Annotated in this window: 18 protein-coding genes; 9 read left to right on the forward strand and 9 right to left on the reverse strand. The window is 37.5% G+C overall.

The window, feature by feature from the left end:
* Positions 1 to 11: 11 nt before the first annotated feature.
* Positions 12 to 461: an acetyl-CoA carboxylase biotin carboxyl carrier protein gene (gene accB, locus L0668_RS14025; protein WP_235313331.1), complete on the reverse strand. Its 450-nt coding sequence runs from the start codon at positions 459 to 461 to the stop codon at positions 12 to 14.
* Positions 462 to 544: 83 nt separating this feature from the next.
* Positions 545 to 979, reverse strand: a complete 435-nt coding sequence (gene aroQ / locus L0668_RS14030; RefSeq protein ID WP_235313332.1) for a type II 3-dehydroquinate dehydratase — start codon at positions 977 to 979, stop codon at positions 545 to 547.
* Positions 980 to 1,201: 222 nt separating this feature from the next.
* Here aroQ and L0668_RS14035 point away from each other — a divergent pair, with 222 nt between their 5' ends.
* Positions 1,202 to 1,804, forward strand: a complete 603-nt coding sequence (locus L0668_RS14035) for an acyl carrier protein phosphodiesterase (RefSeq protein ID WP_235313333.1) — start codon at positions 1,202 to 1,204, stop codon at positions 1,802 to 1,804.
* Positions 1,805 to 1,806: 2 nt separating this feature from the next.
* On the forward strand, positions 1,807 to 2,436 hold the full coding sequence (gene upp / locus L0668_RS14040) for a uracil phosphoribosyltransferase (RefSeq protein WP_235313334.1): 630 nt from the start codon (positions 1,807 to 1,809) through the stop codon (positions 2,434 to 2,436).
* A 17-nt stretch (positions 2,437 to 2,453) separates the two neighbouring features.
* Here the strand turns inward: upp and L0668_RS14045 are convergent, their stop codons facing one another.
* Entirely contained in the window at positions 2,454 to 4,211 is a 1,758-nt protein-coding gene (locus tag L0668_RS14045; RefSeq protein WP_235313401.1) for a protein-disulfide reductase DsbD, read from the reverse strand.
* Positions 4,212 to 4,530: 319 nt separating this feature from the next.
* On the opposite strand from L0668_RS14045, the gene L0668_RS14050 reads away from it, so the two are divergent.
* Genes L0668_RS14050 through L0668_RS14080 form a run of 7 tightly spaced genes read left to right on the forward strand, consistent with a single transcriptional unit; the run spans position 4,531 to position 9,220 of the window.
* On the forward strand, positions 4,531 to 5,040 hold the full coding sequence (locus L0668_RS14050; protein WP_235313335.1) for an FxsA family protein: 510 nt from the start codon (positions 4,531 to 4,533) through the stop codon (positions 5,038 to 5,040).
* 48 nt (positions 5,041 to 5,088) lie between these two features.
* Positions 5,089 to 5,751 carry a response regulator gene (locus L0668_RS14055; protein WP_235313336.1) on the forward strand — a complete coding sequence of 221 codons (663 nt, stop codon included), beginning with the start codon at positions 5,089 to 5,091 and terminating at the stop codon, positions 5,749 to 5,751.
* Between the two features lie 3 nt (positions 5,752 to 5,754).
* Positions 5,755 to 7,083 (forward strand): ATP-binding protein, encoded by a 1,329-nt coding sequence (locus tag L0668_RS14060; protein WP_235313337.1) that lies wholly within the window; start codon positions 5,755 to 5,757, stop codon positions 7,081 to 7,083.
* Complete coding sequence (locus L0668_RS14065) at positions 7,080 to 7,442, forward strand: cupredoxin domain-containing protein (RefSeq protein WP_235313338.1); 363 nt, start codon at positions 7,080 to 7,082, stop codon at positions 7,440 to 7,442. Before L0668_RS14060 ends, L0668_RS14065 begins: the two co-directional genes overlap by 4 nt.
* Positions 7,432 to 8,205, forward strand: coding sequence for an FTR1 family protein (locus L0668_RS14070; protein ID WP_235313339.1), 774 nt, complete (start codon positions 7,432 to 7,434; stop codon positions 8,203 to 8,205). The genes L0668_RS14065 and L0668_RS14070 overlap by 11 nt, the downstream gene beginning before the upstream one ends.
* On the forward strand, positions 8,202 to 8,909 hold the full coding sequence (locus L0668_RS14075; protein WP_235313340.1) for a hypothetical protein: 708 nt from the start codon (positions 8,202 to 8,204) through the stop codon (positions 8,907 to 8,909). The genes L0668_RS14070 and L0668_RS14075 overlap by 4 nt, the downstream gene beginning before the upstream one ends.
* A 35-nt stretch (positions 8,910 to 8,944) precedes the next feature.
* A complete protein-coding gene (locus tag L0668_RS14080; RefSeq protein ID WP_235313341.1) occupies positions 8,945 to 9,220 on the forward strand; it encodes a peptidylprolyl isomerase in 276 nt (91 codons plus the stop codon).
* A gap of 370 nt (positions 9,221 to 9,590) precedes the next feature.
* Here L0668_RS14080 and L0668_RS14085 read toward each other — a convergent pair whose 3' ends face one another.
* The 6 genes from L0668_RS14085 to L0668_RS14110 all read right to left on the reverse strand — a co-directional run bounded on the left by L0668_RS14085 (position 9,591) and on the right by L0668_RS14110 (position 15,158).
* Complete coding sequence (locus L0668_RS14085) at positions 9,591 to 10,424, reverse strand: FAD:protein FMN transferase (RefSeq protein WP_235313342.1); 834 nt, start codon at positions 10,422 to 10,424, stop codon at positions 9,591 to 9,593.
* Between the two features lie 95 nt (positions 10,425 to 10,519).
* On the reverse strand, positions 10,520 to 11,812 hold the full coding sequence (locus tag L0668_RS14090) for a DUF3570 domain-containing protein (RefSeq protein ID WP_235313343.1): 1,293 nt from the start codon (positions 11,810 to 11,812) through the stop codon (positions 10,520 to 10,522).
* Positions 11,803 to 12,027, reverse strand: coding sequence for a DUF4266 domain-containing protein (locus L0668_RS14095; protein ID WP_235313344.1), 225 nt, complete (start codon positions 12,025 to 12,027; stop codon positions 11,803 to 11,805). Before L0668_RS14095 ends, L0668_RS14090 begins: the two co-directional genes overlap by 10 nt.
* 6 nt (positions 12,028 to 12,033) lie before the next feature.
* The gene (locus L0668_RS14100) at positions 12,034 to 12,528 is read right to left on the reverse strand and encodes a TlpA disulfide reductase family protein (protein ID WP_235313345.1); all 495 of its coding nucleotides are present in this window, start codon (positions 12,526 to 12,528) and stop codon (positions 12,034 to 12,036) included.
* Positions 12,529 to 12,663: 135 nt separating this feature from the next.
* Positions 12,664 to 13,371 carry a two-component system response regulator ArcA gene (arcA, locus tag L0668_RS14105; RefSeq protein ID WP_235313346.1) on the reverse strand — a complete coding sequence of 236 codons (708 nt, stop codon included), beginning with the start codon at positions 13,369 to 13,371 and terminating at the stop codon, positions 12,664 to 12,666.
* Between the two features lie 137 nt (positions 13,372 to 13,508).
* Complete coding sequence (locus L0668_RS14110) at positions 13,509 to 15,158, reverse strand: sensor histidine kinase (protein WP_235313347.1); 1,650 nt, start codon at positions 15,156 to 15,158, stop codon at positions 13,509 to 13,511.
* Positions 15,159 to 15,197: the final 39 nt, after the last annotated feature.

The raw sequence follows: 15,197 nt of genomic DNA on the forward strand, positions 1-15,197 counted from the left end.
GTCATAGACCTTTATTCAATCACAAACATAGGTTGATCGAACTCTACAGGCTCTTGATTATCGACAAGAATTTGTTTCACCACGCCGGCTTTGTCAGATTCAATTTGATTCATCATTTTCATTGCTTCGATAATACATAAAGTATCACCAACATTAACTTTTTGACCTACTTCGACAAAAGGCTTGGCTTCCGGTGAAGATGAACGATAAAACGTTCCAACCATAGGGGAAGGAATAACATGACCAGAGATGGCAGCAGGTGCAGCTTCCGCAACTGGCGCAGCTGGAGCAGGTGCAGCAGCGACAGGAGCTGCTGGAGCCGCATATTGCACAGGAGCTGCAGCTTGCGCTACACCACCACGGTGAATGCGTACTGATTCTTCACCTTCGGTAATTTCTAATTCAGATATGCCTGATTCTTCAACCAGCTCAATCAATTTTTTTATTTTACGTATATCCATTTTTCTCTCTCTAAAAGATTACTCAGCAACAATTTTGCTGATAATTACTTATTTAATACTTATTTAAAATTTTTTATGAAAAGTTATTTACTCAAAAAACTCTTAGCTGCCGTTATGGCAAATTCGTAACCTTGAGCGCCTAAACCACAAATAACACCATGTGCCACATCTGAAAGGTAAGAATGTTGTCGAAAGGACTCTCTGGCATGTACATTTGACAAATGCACTTCAATAAAAGGGATGGAAACGCTTAACAAAGCATCTCTTAAGGCGACACTGGTGTGAGTGAATGCGCCTGGATTAATCACAATAAAATCAACTTTTTCAAATGCACTGTGAATATTGTCAATTAACACATGTTCAGCATTCGACTGTACAAAGTTAATATTTATGCCTAATGATTTTGCATACTTAGTTAAGTCAGCATTAATTTGCTCTAGACTTAAATGACCGTATGTTTCTGGCTCTCTTTTACCCAACATATTTAAATTTGGGCCATTGATAACTAATACATTCACAGGTTTGCCATTTCAATTAATTAATTTTAAATTGCTTTAAATGAATCCAACATTCGCTTTTAAAAATCATTATTTTGTGTAATTAACACACAAAAATAAATACAATCACACTATTATAGTGAGAAAGCAGAATTTAACAGCAAAATACTGGTCTTATCAGCGAAGATTACTGCAAAGTTTACAACTTTTGTAGTTTTAATTTCTATCAAAACGAGTTTTTAAATGAATTACATTGCTCACCTCCATATTGCCGAACATACCAATACCAGCAAGTTAGGTAACTTTTTGGGAGACTTTGTTAAAGGAAGTGATTTAACTCATTTGCCTGAAGAAATAGAATTAGGTATCAGATTACACAGGAGTGTCGATAAATTTACTGACTCCCATGATCTTATCCGCAATTTAAAAACACAATTTCCAGCCAATATACGCAGAATGGCTGGTGTCATAATAGATATATATTTTGATCATTTATTAATGAAAAGTTGGCAGCACTATTCAGCACAAAGCTACCATAGTTTATTCTCGAGTTTTTATACTGAACTCAAAACCTTTTCATTACCTGATAATCACTATTACAGCCAACTATCTCAACGCCTACTCTCCCACCAATGGCTGAAAGAGTATACATATGAACCTACTTGCTTTAGAGCCTTTGTCAGTATTGAAAAAAGGTTAAAAAGAAAAGTCATGTTTGCCACTCATGCAGAATTCTTTATAAAACAAAACCGCTTACTTTTTATTAATTGTTTTAAGCAATTTTACCCAGAGTTACTCAGGCATGGGTTACACTTTAAAAATAACAAAACTTTAAGTCGGACGTAATTATGACAGTTAAAGCCATTCAACATCCCTTAGTTCAACATAAATTAGGGCTTCTAAGGCAAAAAGACTTAAGCAGCAAAGATTTTAGAGAACTTGCCAGCGAAGTGTCCAATTTATTGACCTACGAAGCGACACGGGATCTAGCCACTGAAACTGCAGAAATTAAAAGCTGGAATAGCAGTATTATTAAAACAAATAAAATCAAAGGCAAAAAGATCACAATAGTGCCTATTTTACGTGCTGGATTGGGCATGTTAGATGGCGTATTAAAATTAATTCCCAATGCCAAAATTAGTGTTGTGGGTTTATATCGAGATGAAGAAACCTTACAACCGGTAGCTTATTTCGACAAAGTAGTTAAGGACGTGTCAGATCGCACTGCACTTATTGTTGACCCTATGTTGGCCACTGGCGGCACTCTTATAGCCACCATAGACCTGCTCAAACAAAAAGGCTGCACTAACATTATGGGACTGTTTTTAGTGGCAGCACCAGAAGGCATAAAAGCAGTTCAAGAAATTCACCCTGACGTAGACATATACACGGCGGCTATTGATGAATGCCTAAATGAAAAGGGTTATATCTTACCGGGCCTAGGTGATGCGGGTGACAAAATTTTTGGCACCCGTTAACAAAAGCGGGCGCTTAATTATTGATTAAACAGACCATTTACATGCTGAGCAAAAGGCTCAGCGCGCATAAAACCTGTCACTCTAGATGAAGGGATTTCTTGGCCATTTAAATTGAAAAAAATAATGGTCGGCAAACCCAACACTGAGAACTTCTCTTGAAAAGCAAAATTACTTTCGGTGTTATCGGTTAAATCTATTTGCATTAATACAGTATTATCTAAAGCCTTAACTACTTGGGGATCAGGAAAAGTGTATTTTTCAAATTCCTTACAAGCAACACACCAGTCAGCGTAAAGGTCAATCATCACTGTTTTACCTTCGGCGTTTGCTTTAGCTAAGCTTCGGTTAAAATCCTCAAGGTTAGTCACCTGCACAAACTCAGTATGCGTAGAGCTAGCGTTTTGAGTTAAGTTATTTGATTGCATGGTAACTTGTGTACCAAACCCGACACTTAACGTTTGATAGCCATAACCGGCCGAGCCAAACAAGCCTACAAAAATAATTAAACTACGTAGTCCTTTGAAGAACGATCTTGGGCTGTCTTGGTTCATCACATAAAAATAACTAAAGGTAGCCAAACCTAATAAGCTCCAAGCGATATCTGTGGCTATGTGTGTGACTAGTCGTTCAACAAACATAATTGCCACTGCTAACATCATAAAACCAAAAGTGACTTTAACCACATTCATCCAATTACCCGCTTTGGGTAATAGCTTGCCACCCGTGATACCAAATAGAATTAGCGGGATACCCATGCCTAGGCTCAAGACATATAGAGCAGAAAAACCTAAAACCAAGTCACCGCTTTGAGCAATAAACAATAATATTCCAGTTAAAGGCGCAGTAGTGCATGGCGATGCCACTAAACCAGAAATAGCTCCCATTACTAATACGCCCAAATAACTGCCGCTAGTTTGTTTGTTACTAAGTGCATTTAACTTTTCTTGCCAAGATGAAGGAAGTTGCAGCTCCCATGCACCAAACATGACTACTGCTAACAATACAAAAAGAGTGATTAACACAATCAGAATTGCCGGATGTTGCAAACTAGCTTGAAACTGCACACCAGCCGAAGCGACCACTAAACCTAACAACGAATAAGTGAGCGCCATGCCTTGCACATAAATAAACGATAAGCTGAACGCACGGGAAGTACTGATTTGTTTACCTTGACCAATGACAATACCAGATAGAATCGGATACATAGGAAATACACAAGGCGTAAAAGCTAAACCAATACCTAAACCTAAAAATATCAGCAAAGTCCAAAATAAACTTTGTTCACTTGACAATAAACTCGCCAACTCAAATTGTTCGGATACGACGCCGACGCTAGATAAATTCGATTGTTCAGCACCCACACTGACTTGAATAGGTTCTAGAAAAACTTCTTTAATCATAGGCTGATAACACAGACCTGCATCGGCACAACCTTGATAACGCACTTTAACCACTCCACCTTGTTCCGCAGATAGAATTTGATATTGAATATCTAATTGATGACGAAATACATCAGACAACCCAAAATATTCGTCTTCAATTTGTTCAGCGGCAGGAAAACTTGGCTCACCTATCTCAGCCTTTTTAGTCACTGCTTTAAACTGCTTTTTATACAGATAATAACCATCTGCAATTTTCCAACTTACAACCAGTTCATCACCTTGTTGTTTAAAATCAAACTGAAAAGCTTCATCAACTTTTAAAAACTCAGGTTCATCTGAGAATAGGTCGGCCAATGGATCATTGCTTTGAGCCAAAGTTTGGCTAGGTAGCATGCTGCATATAAACAACAAAACTAAAATACGGTGGATAATATTCATGTACAGCACTTCTTCTTTATAATGTTAGAGCTTTAGTAAAAATTATAAGCTCAATATACAAGCTCAAACTTAACAAAGCATTAAATCTTGTGTATAGACCTAAATTAATAGGTTTAACTTTCAACAAGTATGTTTTGAAGTGTTTAATTAAAAAAACAACTAAGTGATTAAATTAGACAAGCCAAGCAACACTCTGTAACAATACAAAACTTGGTTTTAAGGGCTTAATAGCCCATATCATTTATATATTTTATTCAAGTGACTCGAGGTTAGATTGGGAAAGTTATTTATTTTATTTGCTGTGTTACCCATTATTGAAATTGCTATTTTAATCAATGTAGGTGAACAAATTGGTGGTTGGTACACAGTAGCAATTGTGGTCCTAACTGCATTTTTTGGTGCCCGCTTAGTCAGACAAGAAGGCTTAAGCACCTTAACCCAAGCTCAACAAAAAATGCAAAGCGGCCAAATGCCAGGACAAGAAATGGCCGAAGGACTATTATTGGTTATCGCCGGCGTTCTGTTAGTCACACCTGGATTTGTCACTGATGGTGTAGGTTTTTTACTAAGTTTACCTATGACCCGTCCTTTAATTGCCAAAGGGTTAATGAAGCATATGTCAGTTAATATGGTTAACACCTCATATCAAGCAGACTTTACTCACCAAACTAGTAATCAGTATGATTTCCAACAAAAGGAAGAACAAGAATCAGGTGAAATTATCGAAGGCGAATTTGTCGATAAAGATGAAAAGGTTAAGCCAGGCTTAAGAAAGCCAGATTAAACTACTAAGTACCACAACCCCCATTATAAATTAGGTTAAACCAGCCTTATGCGCATTTTGTTAGTAGAAGATGATGCCCAATTAGCTAAAGCCCTGCACCAATCACTGCGAGCAGAGGGGTTTATTGCTAACCAGGTTTGTACTGCCAAAGACGCACAACTAAGTGTACAAACCAAGCAGTGTGAGATGATCATTTTAGATCTAGGTTTACCAGATATGGATGGCTTAGTCTTACTAAAAAACATACGAAAAACATCCCCTGCCATACCAGTCCTAATTTTAACTGCTAGAGACACAATTGATGACAGAATAAAAGGATTGGATCAAGGTGCTGACGACTATTTGTGTAAACCCTTTGACGTGAATGAACTTATTGCTAGGCTTCGAGTAATTGAAAGACGTTTAGGCACAGCTTCAACTTCAATCATAACCATTAAAAATGTATCTTTAGATGTAGCGGCCCATAAACTAACCGTAGACGAGCATGAAATAGATTTGTCTCGTAAAGAATTCATGTTAATTAGAATATTGGTCGAACAAGCTGGCAGAATTCAATCTAGAGAACAATTAGAGTCAAAACTTTATGAATGGGGTGAAGAAGTGGCAAGTAATGCAGTAGAAGTACATATTCATCACCTTCGTAAAAAGCTACCTAAAGACTTTATTAAAACCATTAGAGGTGTTGGCTATAGCGTTTCGAAGGGTGGCTAATTTTTGTCTATTCGCCGTTATTTAAGCTTAATCTTATTATCCGTCATTACTTTAGTTACGTTTTCTGCAGCCCTGCAGGGTTATCGCAGTAGTATGTTAAAAGCTGAAGCAATATTTGACAATGAACTTAGAGCATTGGCCCATGTATTTTCTACAAATCCAACAGACCTAAACGAAAATTCAACAGAATTACCAGACTCCTCACTCATTTTCCAAGTTTGGCAACACAATCAATTACTGGTGAGTTCCAACTCTGTGTTATCCGAAGCAATTGCTGAATTCGAAAATGGTTTTTCTGAACATAACTTTTTGTCACAACGTTGGCGAACCTACAGTCAATACTTTCCTCTAACACAGCGTTGGGTCATAGTGGCACAACCCTTAAATCGACGCTTTGAATTAGCTGAAGAAATGATCCTAGCAGCCGTCACACCGTTAGTTTTATCCATTCCTTTGTTGGCAATGATCATTTACATGATTATTAATTCCGGATTAGGCCCTCTTAGACAGTTATCACAAAATTTGCAAAACAAAAAAATCAATGATTTAAGCGCAGTTAAACTTGAGCAAGATGTTAAAGAATTAGCACCAGTGGTGCATACTCTGAATCAATTATTTGCGCGATTAGATAGTGCATTCGCCAGAGAAAAACGTTTTGCTTCTGACGCAGCCCATGAATTACGAACACCTCTTAGTGTATTAAAAATTAATGCCCACAACCTCAGTCATGAATTATCAGCCAATGAAATAAAGTCGACAAACTTAGCCGATCTAGAAAAAGGCATTGAACGTATGGGCCATGTAGTTGAACAAATACTGCTTCTCAATCGAACCAATCCTGACCAATATCGCGTTAACTTTACTAAGGTTGATCTAAAAAAGTTATGTCAAAACACAATCTCAAACATCTATCCACAAATTTCAGAAAAACAGCAAGAAATAGAATTCAGTAGCCGAGATCTCTCAATGTTTGGGGACGAATTTTCATTAGGTATTTTACTGCAAAACTTAGTTACAAACGCGAGTAAATACTCACCTCAAAAAGCCAAAATATCGGTCACGTTACAAAACCAAGCTGAACAAATAATTTTAACAGTCGAAGACTCTGGTCCAGGCATTAATGCAACAGAATTTGAACGAGTATTCGAAAGGTTTTATCGTATTGGTGGAGATAGACATTCCAGCTCAGAACCTGGTTGTGGCCTAGGGCTTGCGATATCAAAACATATAGCTCAGTTACATAATGGTAGCTTTAAATTAGCTAAATCTGATACTTTAGGTGGGTTAAAAATTTCTGTGGTTTTTCAGTCCAATCAACATAAGCATTTATGACACTTAGAGTATTCGTTTTATTAGTACTTTCCATTGTCGCATTAGCTGACACTGCGTCCGCTGCTGTATCTGAATACTCCATTCAACTTAAAGATCATTTATTTTACCCCTCCACAATTAAAATTCCAGCAGGAAAAAAAGTTAAATTAGTCATTCAAAATCTAGACGACACACCTGAAGAGTTCGATAGCTTTTCATTAAATCGTGAAAAAGTATTATTCCCTAAACAAACCTCCTTTATTTATATCGGCCCATTAAAGCCCGGTGTTTATGATTTTTTTGGTGAATATAATCCGAATACAGCTCGCGGGAAAGTGGTAGTGCTCAAGCAAACAAAAGGAGCTACCCATGTTAATTAACTCAGTAGTTCTATTGCTAAGCGATGCTTTACCGATTTTTATATTGATCAGCTTGCTTTGGGTCCATTTGTCATTTAATCGAATTTGGTTGCCTGTATCACTAATAGTCGGTCTAGGATTAACTGTACTTTTAGTCGGTAAATTAAATTCATTAGGTAACTGGTTGGAAGGCACAGGGGTTGAACTAATATTGTTTTCTATTCAAGTCATTAATTACTTTTTGGCCTTATATTTGACTTACCAATTTATCCATAAACAAACCGATAAAAAGCTATTAATTTTCTCGGCTAGCATCATGCTAATTTTAACTATTGCCAATAAAGGTACAAATTTTGTGGTTTATTTTTCTGGTTATTTCGGCGAATTAGGCGCACTACAATCTATGTTGGTTGGCTTATTTCTTGGGCTAGGGATATGCCTGAGTTTAATGATTTTACTCTATTTTGTATTAACTTGGCTGGATACTAAGATCACAAGTCTTATTAGTATTATATGTATTCCCATATACTCAATTGGCCAATTGACTAACTCTTTACCACTTCTAGTACAAGTCGACCTAATTAATGGATCTGAAACTATTTGGGATACTCAAAATATACTCTCGGATCAATCTGAATTAGGACAACTTTTTAACGTACTATTTGGTTATCAAGCCACACCATCATTCAATCAATTTGTTTTATATATTAGCACTTTACTTATCCTACTCCTAATGATGGGACGAGCTAACTTAGCTACATTCAAGCAAGGTAGAATTCCATGAAAATTATTTACCATGCGGCCGCAATATTTTTGTTAATGGGTATTGTAGTATCTAAAAGTTGGGCGGACGGCATACCTGTGGACAAAGTTTATCATCCCAATATCTTGGCCAATGAGCGTAAATTAGAATGGCGACTTGTCTCCAGACAAAATGACGATGGCAATTTGTTGGCACAAAGAATTGCCTATGGCCAAGCTATCTCAGACAATTTAATTATAGAGGGTTACATAGTAGGTGAACGAGATGAACTAGGCGATTTTGGCTTACAAGCTTACGAGCTTGAAGCTCGTTGGATGTTAAGTGAGCAAGGCGAATTATGGGCTGATTGGGGGGCATTATTAGAAATTGAAAAGCAACATACTAAAAACACCTTTGAATTAACCACAGGTCTGTTGTTCGAAAAAGAATATACCCATACAAGCTTAACCATCAATGCCTTATTGGTGTACGAATGGGGCAATAGTATTAAGAATGAAATGGAAACGGAGGTCAGATTAAAATATCGTTATCGCTATACTCCTGCATTCCAACCAGCTATTGAAATTTATACTGGGGAAGACTTTGTTGGCATAGGTCCCGCCTTCATGGGCTTGCATAGATACCAAGGCCAAAAACAGCTAAACTGGGAAATGGCCTTTATTGCTGGATTAAATGGCGATGCAAAAGACCATACACTAAGATTTGCCATAGAATACGAGTTTTAATCAAAGCGTAAATAACCTAATTCTGGATAAAGATTATGAAAGCCTGTGCTTGCCACATATTAGTCAAAAACAAAGATCAAGCTGAAAAAATAAAAGCTCAATTAGACAAGGGTGGAGATTTTCACCAACTAGCCAAAAAACACTCTATTTGCCCATCAGGAAAAAAAGGCGGTGATTTAGGTGAGTTTGGCCCAGGAAAGATGGTAAAAGCCTTCGATAATGTAGTGTTTAAAAAAGAAATTTTAAAAGTCCACGGCCCAGTTAAAACCCAATTTGGTTTTCATTTGATTAAGACTTTGTATCGGAGTTAGAGAAGCAGATTGAGGCTGGGAATAGCTAAGAGCAAATGAACGGCTTTGTCATTCAAAATATTGAACCACCCAGGGCACAGAGAACACAGAGAACACAGAGGGAAGTAAGTCTTAATAATTAAAATAAATTAGCTTCCAATCAACCTATATCCCAAACAGTTCCGTCATTCCTGCATGCTGTTAGCAGGAATCCACCAGTGATAAAACAAAAATGGATCCCGGCTCAATACAATACTGGGATGTCGTTAGGGATAAACGCATGCATTTCCAAAAAATTGGAATTTCTGTCTTTGTGGCATAGCCATGCTTGGTGAACGCAGTGAATGCTTAGTGTGCGTAGCACATGCTTCATTTAACAAACATAAACCGCTTACCGGTAACACCAATGTTTAACACCTTGTTGTTGCAAAAATCCGTCTGCATTTGGCCCTTGTAATAGTGCCAGCGTGGCTAATAGTCCAGCTTGAATACAATGGTCAGTGGCGACGGTTACCGAACGGGCAGAGTCTTCTATGGGATAACCCGTTTTAGGGTTGAGTATGTGCCCATAACGGATACCATCTTTTAGAAGGTAGCGTTTAGCGTCACCGCTTGTGGCTAATCCACCTTGATAGATTCTTAACACTTTTTGTGTTTTCAGCTGTGACTTAAAACTTTCAATACCGATCAACCATGCTTGTTGATTAGCTCTTGAACGAGTGACTTGAATATCGCCACCAAAGTTAACCACAACAGAGGTTAATGGAGCCTGTTCTTTACAAATTTTTGCCACATTATCTACCGCATACTCTTTGCCTATCCCCCCAAAATCTAGCTCCATTCCTTCAGGTAAACGAATGTTTTGTTGATTGTATTTTACTTTAGGCCAACCAACTTTTGGCAAAATAGCTTTTACTTGCTGTTTTGTAGGAATATTGTCAGAGCCGTCAAATTTCCAGATTTTTCGTAATACACCAGAGGTGATATCGAACAAACCTTCACTTATCTCATAACAGGTATTGGCAAACTCTAACAATCGATATGTTTCATCATCTATGGCGACTGATTGGCCTTTGCTCTTGTTGATCTGGTCAATTAAATTACCACCAAGGTAACGACTATATTTTTGTTCGATTCTTCGGCATTCGGCATAAGCAAAAGAGGTTAAATGCTGGGCTAACTTTTGATCTTGGCTATCAATAAGCAGTTCACATGGGCTAGCCATAGCCGAAAAACGACCCAAAAAATGATCGTTTTTCTGCTCTATAACAAATGTTTGGTTGGGGTTAATTATTGCATCCTCACCAATTTGACTTGGCTTTAAAAACTGTAGCTCACCTGAGCAATTATTGCATTTAAGCTAGGGTACAAATTTTGTTGCTGTAAAATACCGGGCGCTGTAACGCCAGAGTTCTTAGGGTTTTGTTGATAATACTCCAACCTAAATGCCAGTTCATTGCCACTTGCCATAGTCATTCCATATTTAAAGCCTAAGGTATAAGCCGTCATTTCGCCCAATCGATAGTCAGCACTTGCATGCTTGGGTAATTCATTACCTTCCATCAAGAATGGACGATATAAATCTGCAGCACTTTGTTGGTAATATCTAAAATGCGGCTGAATGTAAGTATTGTTGCTTAAGTTAATACGAAAACGCGTATCAATAGTGTGAGAATTAATATCCCAATCATCAGTGGCAAAACGATAAGATACATCGGACACACCTAAGCTCGATGCGTATTTTGTTTGCCAATAAACACTATGCCTCGCTCGTTTATCTGGGCGATTTTCATATAATAAACTTTGAGTTTGACCTTGTTCATTGACCACACTTAACACTTTAAATGGATCAGTGTGATATCCCTCTGAAACTGAATACCCGTAGTTAAATTGCATCAACATTTTACGACTGATGACTTGGGTTACGCCAAATAACAAATCTACTATGGTTTTATCATCACTACCAGATTGACGAGTCTCACCAAATGCCGTTCTGTATGCCTCTTCGTTAGCAAATTGTCCTTGGTCGATAACCATCTGTGAAAATGCCACAGGCCGCCCACCTTCAGGGTCAATAGTATCAAATGCTAAAGACACTCCAGCAGAAACTGTGGTGTTTTTTTGATTAAAGTCTTTTGCTAACGAACCATTCACAGCTAAAGACAAATAATCGTACTCTTTGGATAAATGCAAACCAGAGCTCACTTTGTAGTCTTGCCATAGTGGTTGGGTCCATTGTCCTTCTAGTTGTACACGGGTATCTTTAAATGTGTCATCTAAGGGAGTATCACTAGCATTAATTTGATATTGCCCGTTGCCAGAAGGTCGAGTAAATGTTTGTACACTTTCTTGTGGTACAGCGCCTGTTGCTGATGCGCCGGTTAAGGTATCTAATACTAATTTTGCTGAAAAAATATGTTCATCACCAAAATCTTTTTTAGCCGCAAAAACGCCCTCTACGGCGGTTACACGGTCTGTTTCGCCATAATATAACAAGGCAGTGTCCATTTCCCAAACAGACTCTTGGGCATCAACAGTTGGCGTTACACCTAACAAGGCACATGTGGCCGTGGCCAGTGCTGCAGTTACGTTTTTAGATTTAGTTAGTTGCATCCACAACCCCCACCAGCAAAGGCTCTGCCGCCACTTGTTGCTTCTTTACTAAAATAAATGTGGTCGTCTAGCCCTAGGTCAATACCTTCAGCATCTAGTGCCATTTCTTTTTTGGCTAAGATATCTCTTTCCCAGGGCTTCACCCCTAAACTGGCACAACCCACTAACTGCAATGCCAGCACTAACCCTATAATTTTAGTTAATTTATTAGTCATAGTTAATCACTCCTTTTCTTGCAGTAGTGAACTAATTTCTTGTTCATATTGTTTTTGTTTGTTTATAAAAAAACCTGTATGAAAAAAACGGATGTTGCCAGCCCTGTCTATTAAATAACTGCTCGGCATTCCCACTAATTTATATGCCTCAGCTATTTTTCCTTGAGGGTCATAAACCACTGGTAACTTGGTTGGAATAGTACGCAGAAACTCGTCCGCAAGGTGCCGTTCTTGGTCTAAATTAACTGTGATTATTTGTAACCCCTGAGCTGCATACTCTTGCTGCATAGTATTCATCCACGGAAAGGATTTTCTACATGGTTTGCACCAACTTGCCCAAAAATCGACATACACAACCTTTCCTTTCAAAGCCGATAATTTTGCTGGCAAATGACTGGTGTTTAATGTGAAGTCTTTTGCAGACTGAGCATTGACCAAGCATGAGTGAGAAAAGGCCATAACATACAAAACAACCAATATTTTAGGAGTAAATTTATTCAAAAAATGCACCTTTACTAAACGTTCAATTGTGACAATAAAACCAATCTAAACTATTAAACTTAACTAAATCTTAAGGTATAAAACAAAAAAAGCTCCCGAAGGAGCTTTTTTCATAAATTGTTTCAGGCTAGATGTTTATGAGTCAACTGAACCACAGAAGCGGTAACCTTCACCATGAATTGTCACAATCAAATCATCGGCATTAGTCTCTGATTCAAAATGTTTACGAATTCGGCGAATCGTTACGTCAACGGTTCTGTCGTTAGGGCGCAACTCACGACCAGTCATTTCCATAATCAGCTGTTCGCGAGTTAGAATTTTTCCTGGATTATTCAAAAACAAATGTAATGCTCTGAACTCACTCCGAGGTAAACGAAACTCTTTGCTGCTTGGAGAGATTAAACTTCTGCTGTCGCCATCTAATGTCCAGCCATTGAAACTTACGCGACTTGGTAAGTCATCATCTTCACTAGTATTGCTAGTACGCGTTAATAAGTTACGTGCACGTATAGTTAACTCTCTAGGGTTAAACGGTTTAGTAAGATAATCATCTGCACCAATTTCTAATCCCAAAATACGGTCAACATCGTTATCTCTGCCCGTTAAGAATATTAACCCAATATTTTTACGGCCTCGGACTTCTCGAGCCAAGATCAAACCGTTTTTACCAGGTAGGTTAATATCCATAATAACCAAGTTAATAGTATTGTTTTCAAAGATACTATGCATTTGCTCGCCGTTTTCAGCTTCAAAAACATTATACCCTTCAGCCTCAAATAAGCTCTTCAGAGTAGTACGGGTTACAACTTCATCTTCAACAATTAATACGTTTGGGGTCTGCATCTTTTCAGGCCTGATTTCTAATTTAGTTAAAAGTTTACCAGAAAATATCTAATTATCAGGGTTTTATCTAGAAAAATTTCAAGATATAAATAATTTATTAGCATTCTGTTTACGAAAAGCGACATTTAGGTACAAATTTACACCAAAGAACCGCTAGGAACTTTATCAATATCAATTTTTTTTACCGGGAACAAAATATCAAACTTTACTCCCTTTTGCTCTTCACTAACTAGCGATATTGAGCCATTTAGCGCTTGAGTAACCAAATTGTAAACTAGGTGCATACCTAAACCGCTTCCCCCTTGGCCACGTTTAGTAGTCACAAAAGGGTCAAAAATTCGTTGGCGCATATCTGTAGAGATACCTCTGCCATTATCGGTGAATACAATCCTAATTTTACTATTTTCGACCAAATCAATACTGATGTTAATTTCACCACATTCAATATGTTCAAATCCATGAATAATTGAATTCATTATAAGATTAATAATAATTTGATTAATCGGACCAGCTTTTGATTCAATATACAAAGAGTCTGCACAATGTACGTTAATTTTATGCTGCACTTTTTTCAGCTTAGGTCGCATAGACATCAATATTTCTTCCATTAATTTGCTGAAAGAAAATACTCTGTTATTTTCTGATGACTGATCCACAGCCACTTGTTTAAAACTTGATATCAGTTCTGCTGCTCGATTTAAATTACGATAAATAATATTGAGGTTTTCTTCCCCTTCAACCATAAACTTAGATAGAGCACTTGCTTTTAAGGATTTATTTTCAAAAGACTTTCTCACATCAGCAAGCCTGTCTAACATCATAGTAGAAGCGGTGACCCCTAAACCAATTGGAGTGTTAACTTCGTGGGCAACTCCCGCTACCATGTCACCAAGCGAGGCCATTTTTTCATTTTGTACAATTTGTCGCTGAAATTGATGTAATTTTTCTAAAGTTTGAATTAATTCGTTATTTGCTTCTTTTAATGCTTGAGTACGCTGTTGCACCTTTTCTTCAAGACTGGCATTTAATCTATTTTGTTCGGCTTCGGCTTTGTTTTGCCTATCCATATGTTCTTGTGTGCGGTGCAACATACCATTAAAGGCCTCACACAAAATATCTAACTCTTTTATACCTGTTAACTCTGCTCGACTTGAGTAGTCTTTTTGACGACTTATTCGCTGCACAAGCTTTACCAGGTTATTTATAGGCCGGGTAATTGACCTTTGTAATCTGACTGTAAAAATAAAACAGAACAATAGACACACAATAGAAACACAAACTGTAATTAGCACGGATCTAAAGATTAATTCTTCTAATTGCTCGGCAGATGAACGTAAATATGTGTAACCAACAAGCTCTTGTTCGAATTTAATGGGCCTAATAATTTCCACGATTCCATTAGACATTTTCGGTTCGACTAGTTCGGAAACTTGACTAAATTTTGCTTTGACCGGCGCTATACCCTGTTTATTGTAACTGGCAAAAAATTCTATGGATTCGTCTGCTAAAATTTTATAGATGTGTACATTTTCAATAACGTCTGACACTGCTAGTGCGGTTAAACTATATTGTTCTGCTTGATTGTCGTTTTCCTGAATAGGCTTAATCGCCGTGCGGCTAATTATATCCGCAAACATAATTACGTTTTCTTTGAGAGATGTTTTGTAGGTTGTAATTTGGCTATATAAATTAACACCAGACGCAATAACAATAGAAGCTGATGTAATGGCTACAACAACCCATATAATTAAACTTTTAATAGATAAACGTTTTGTGTCAGATGACATACTAAACTTCACATCCCATAGATTAGTCAATATTGGTAT

Source organism: Paraglaciecola algarum (genome assembly GCF_021532655.1).
Taxonomy (GTDB): Bacteria; Pseudomonadota; Gammaproteobacteria; order Enterobacterales; family Alteromonadaceae; genus Paraglaciecola; species Paraglaciecola algarum.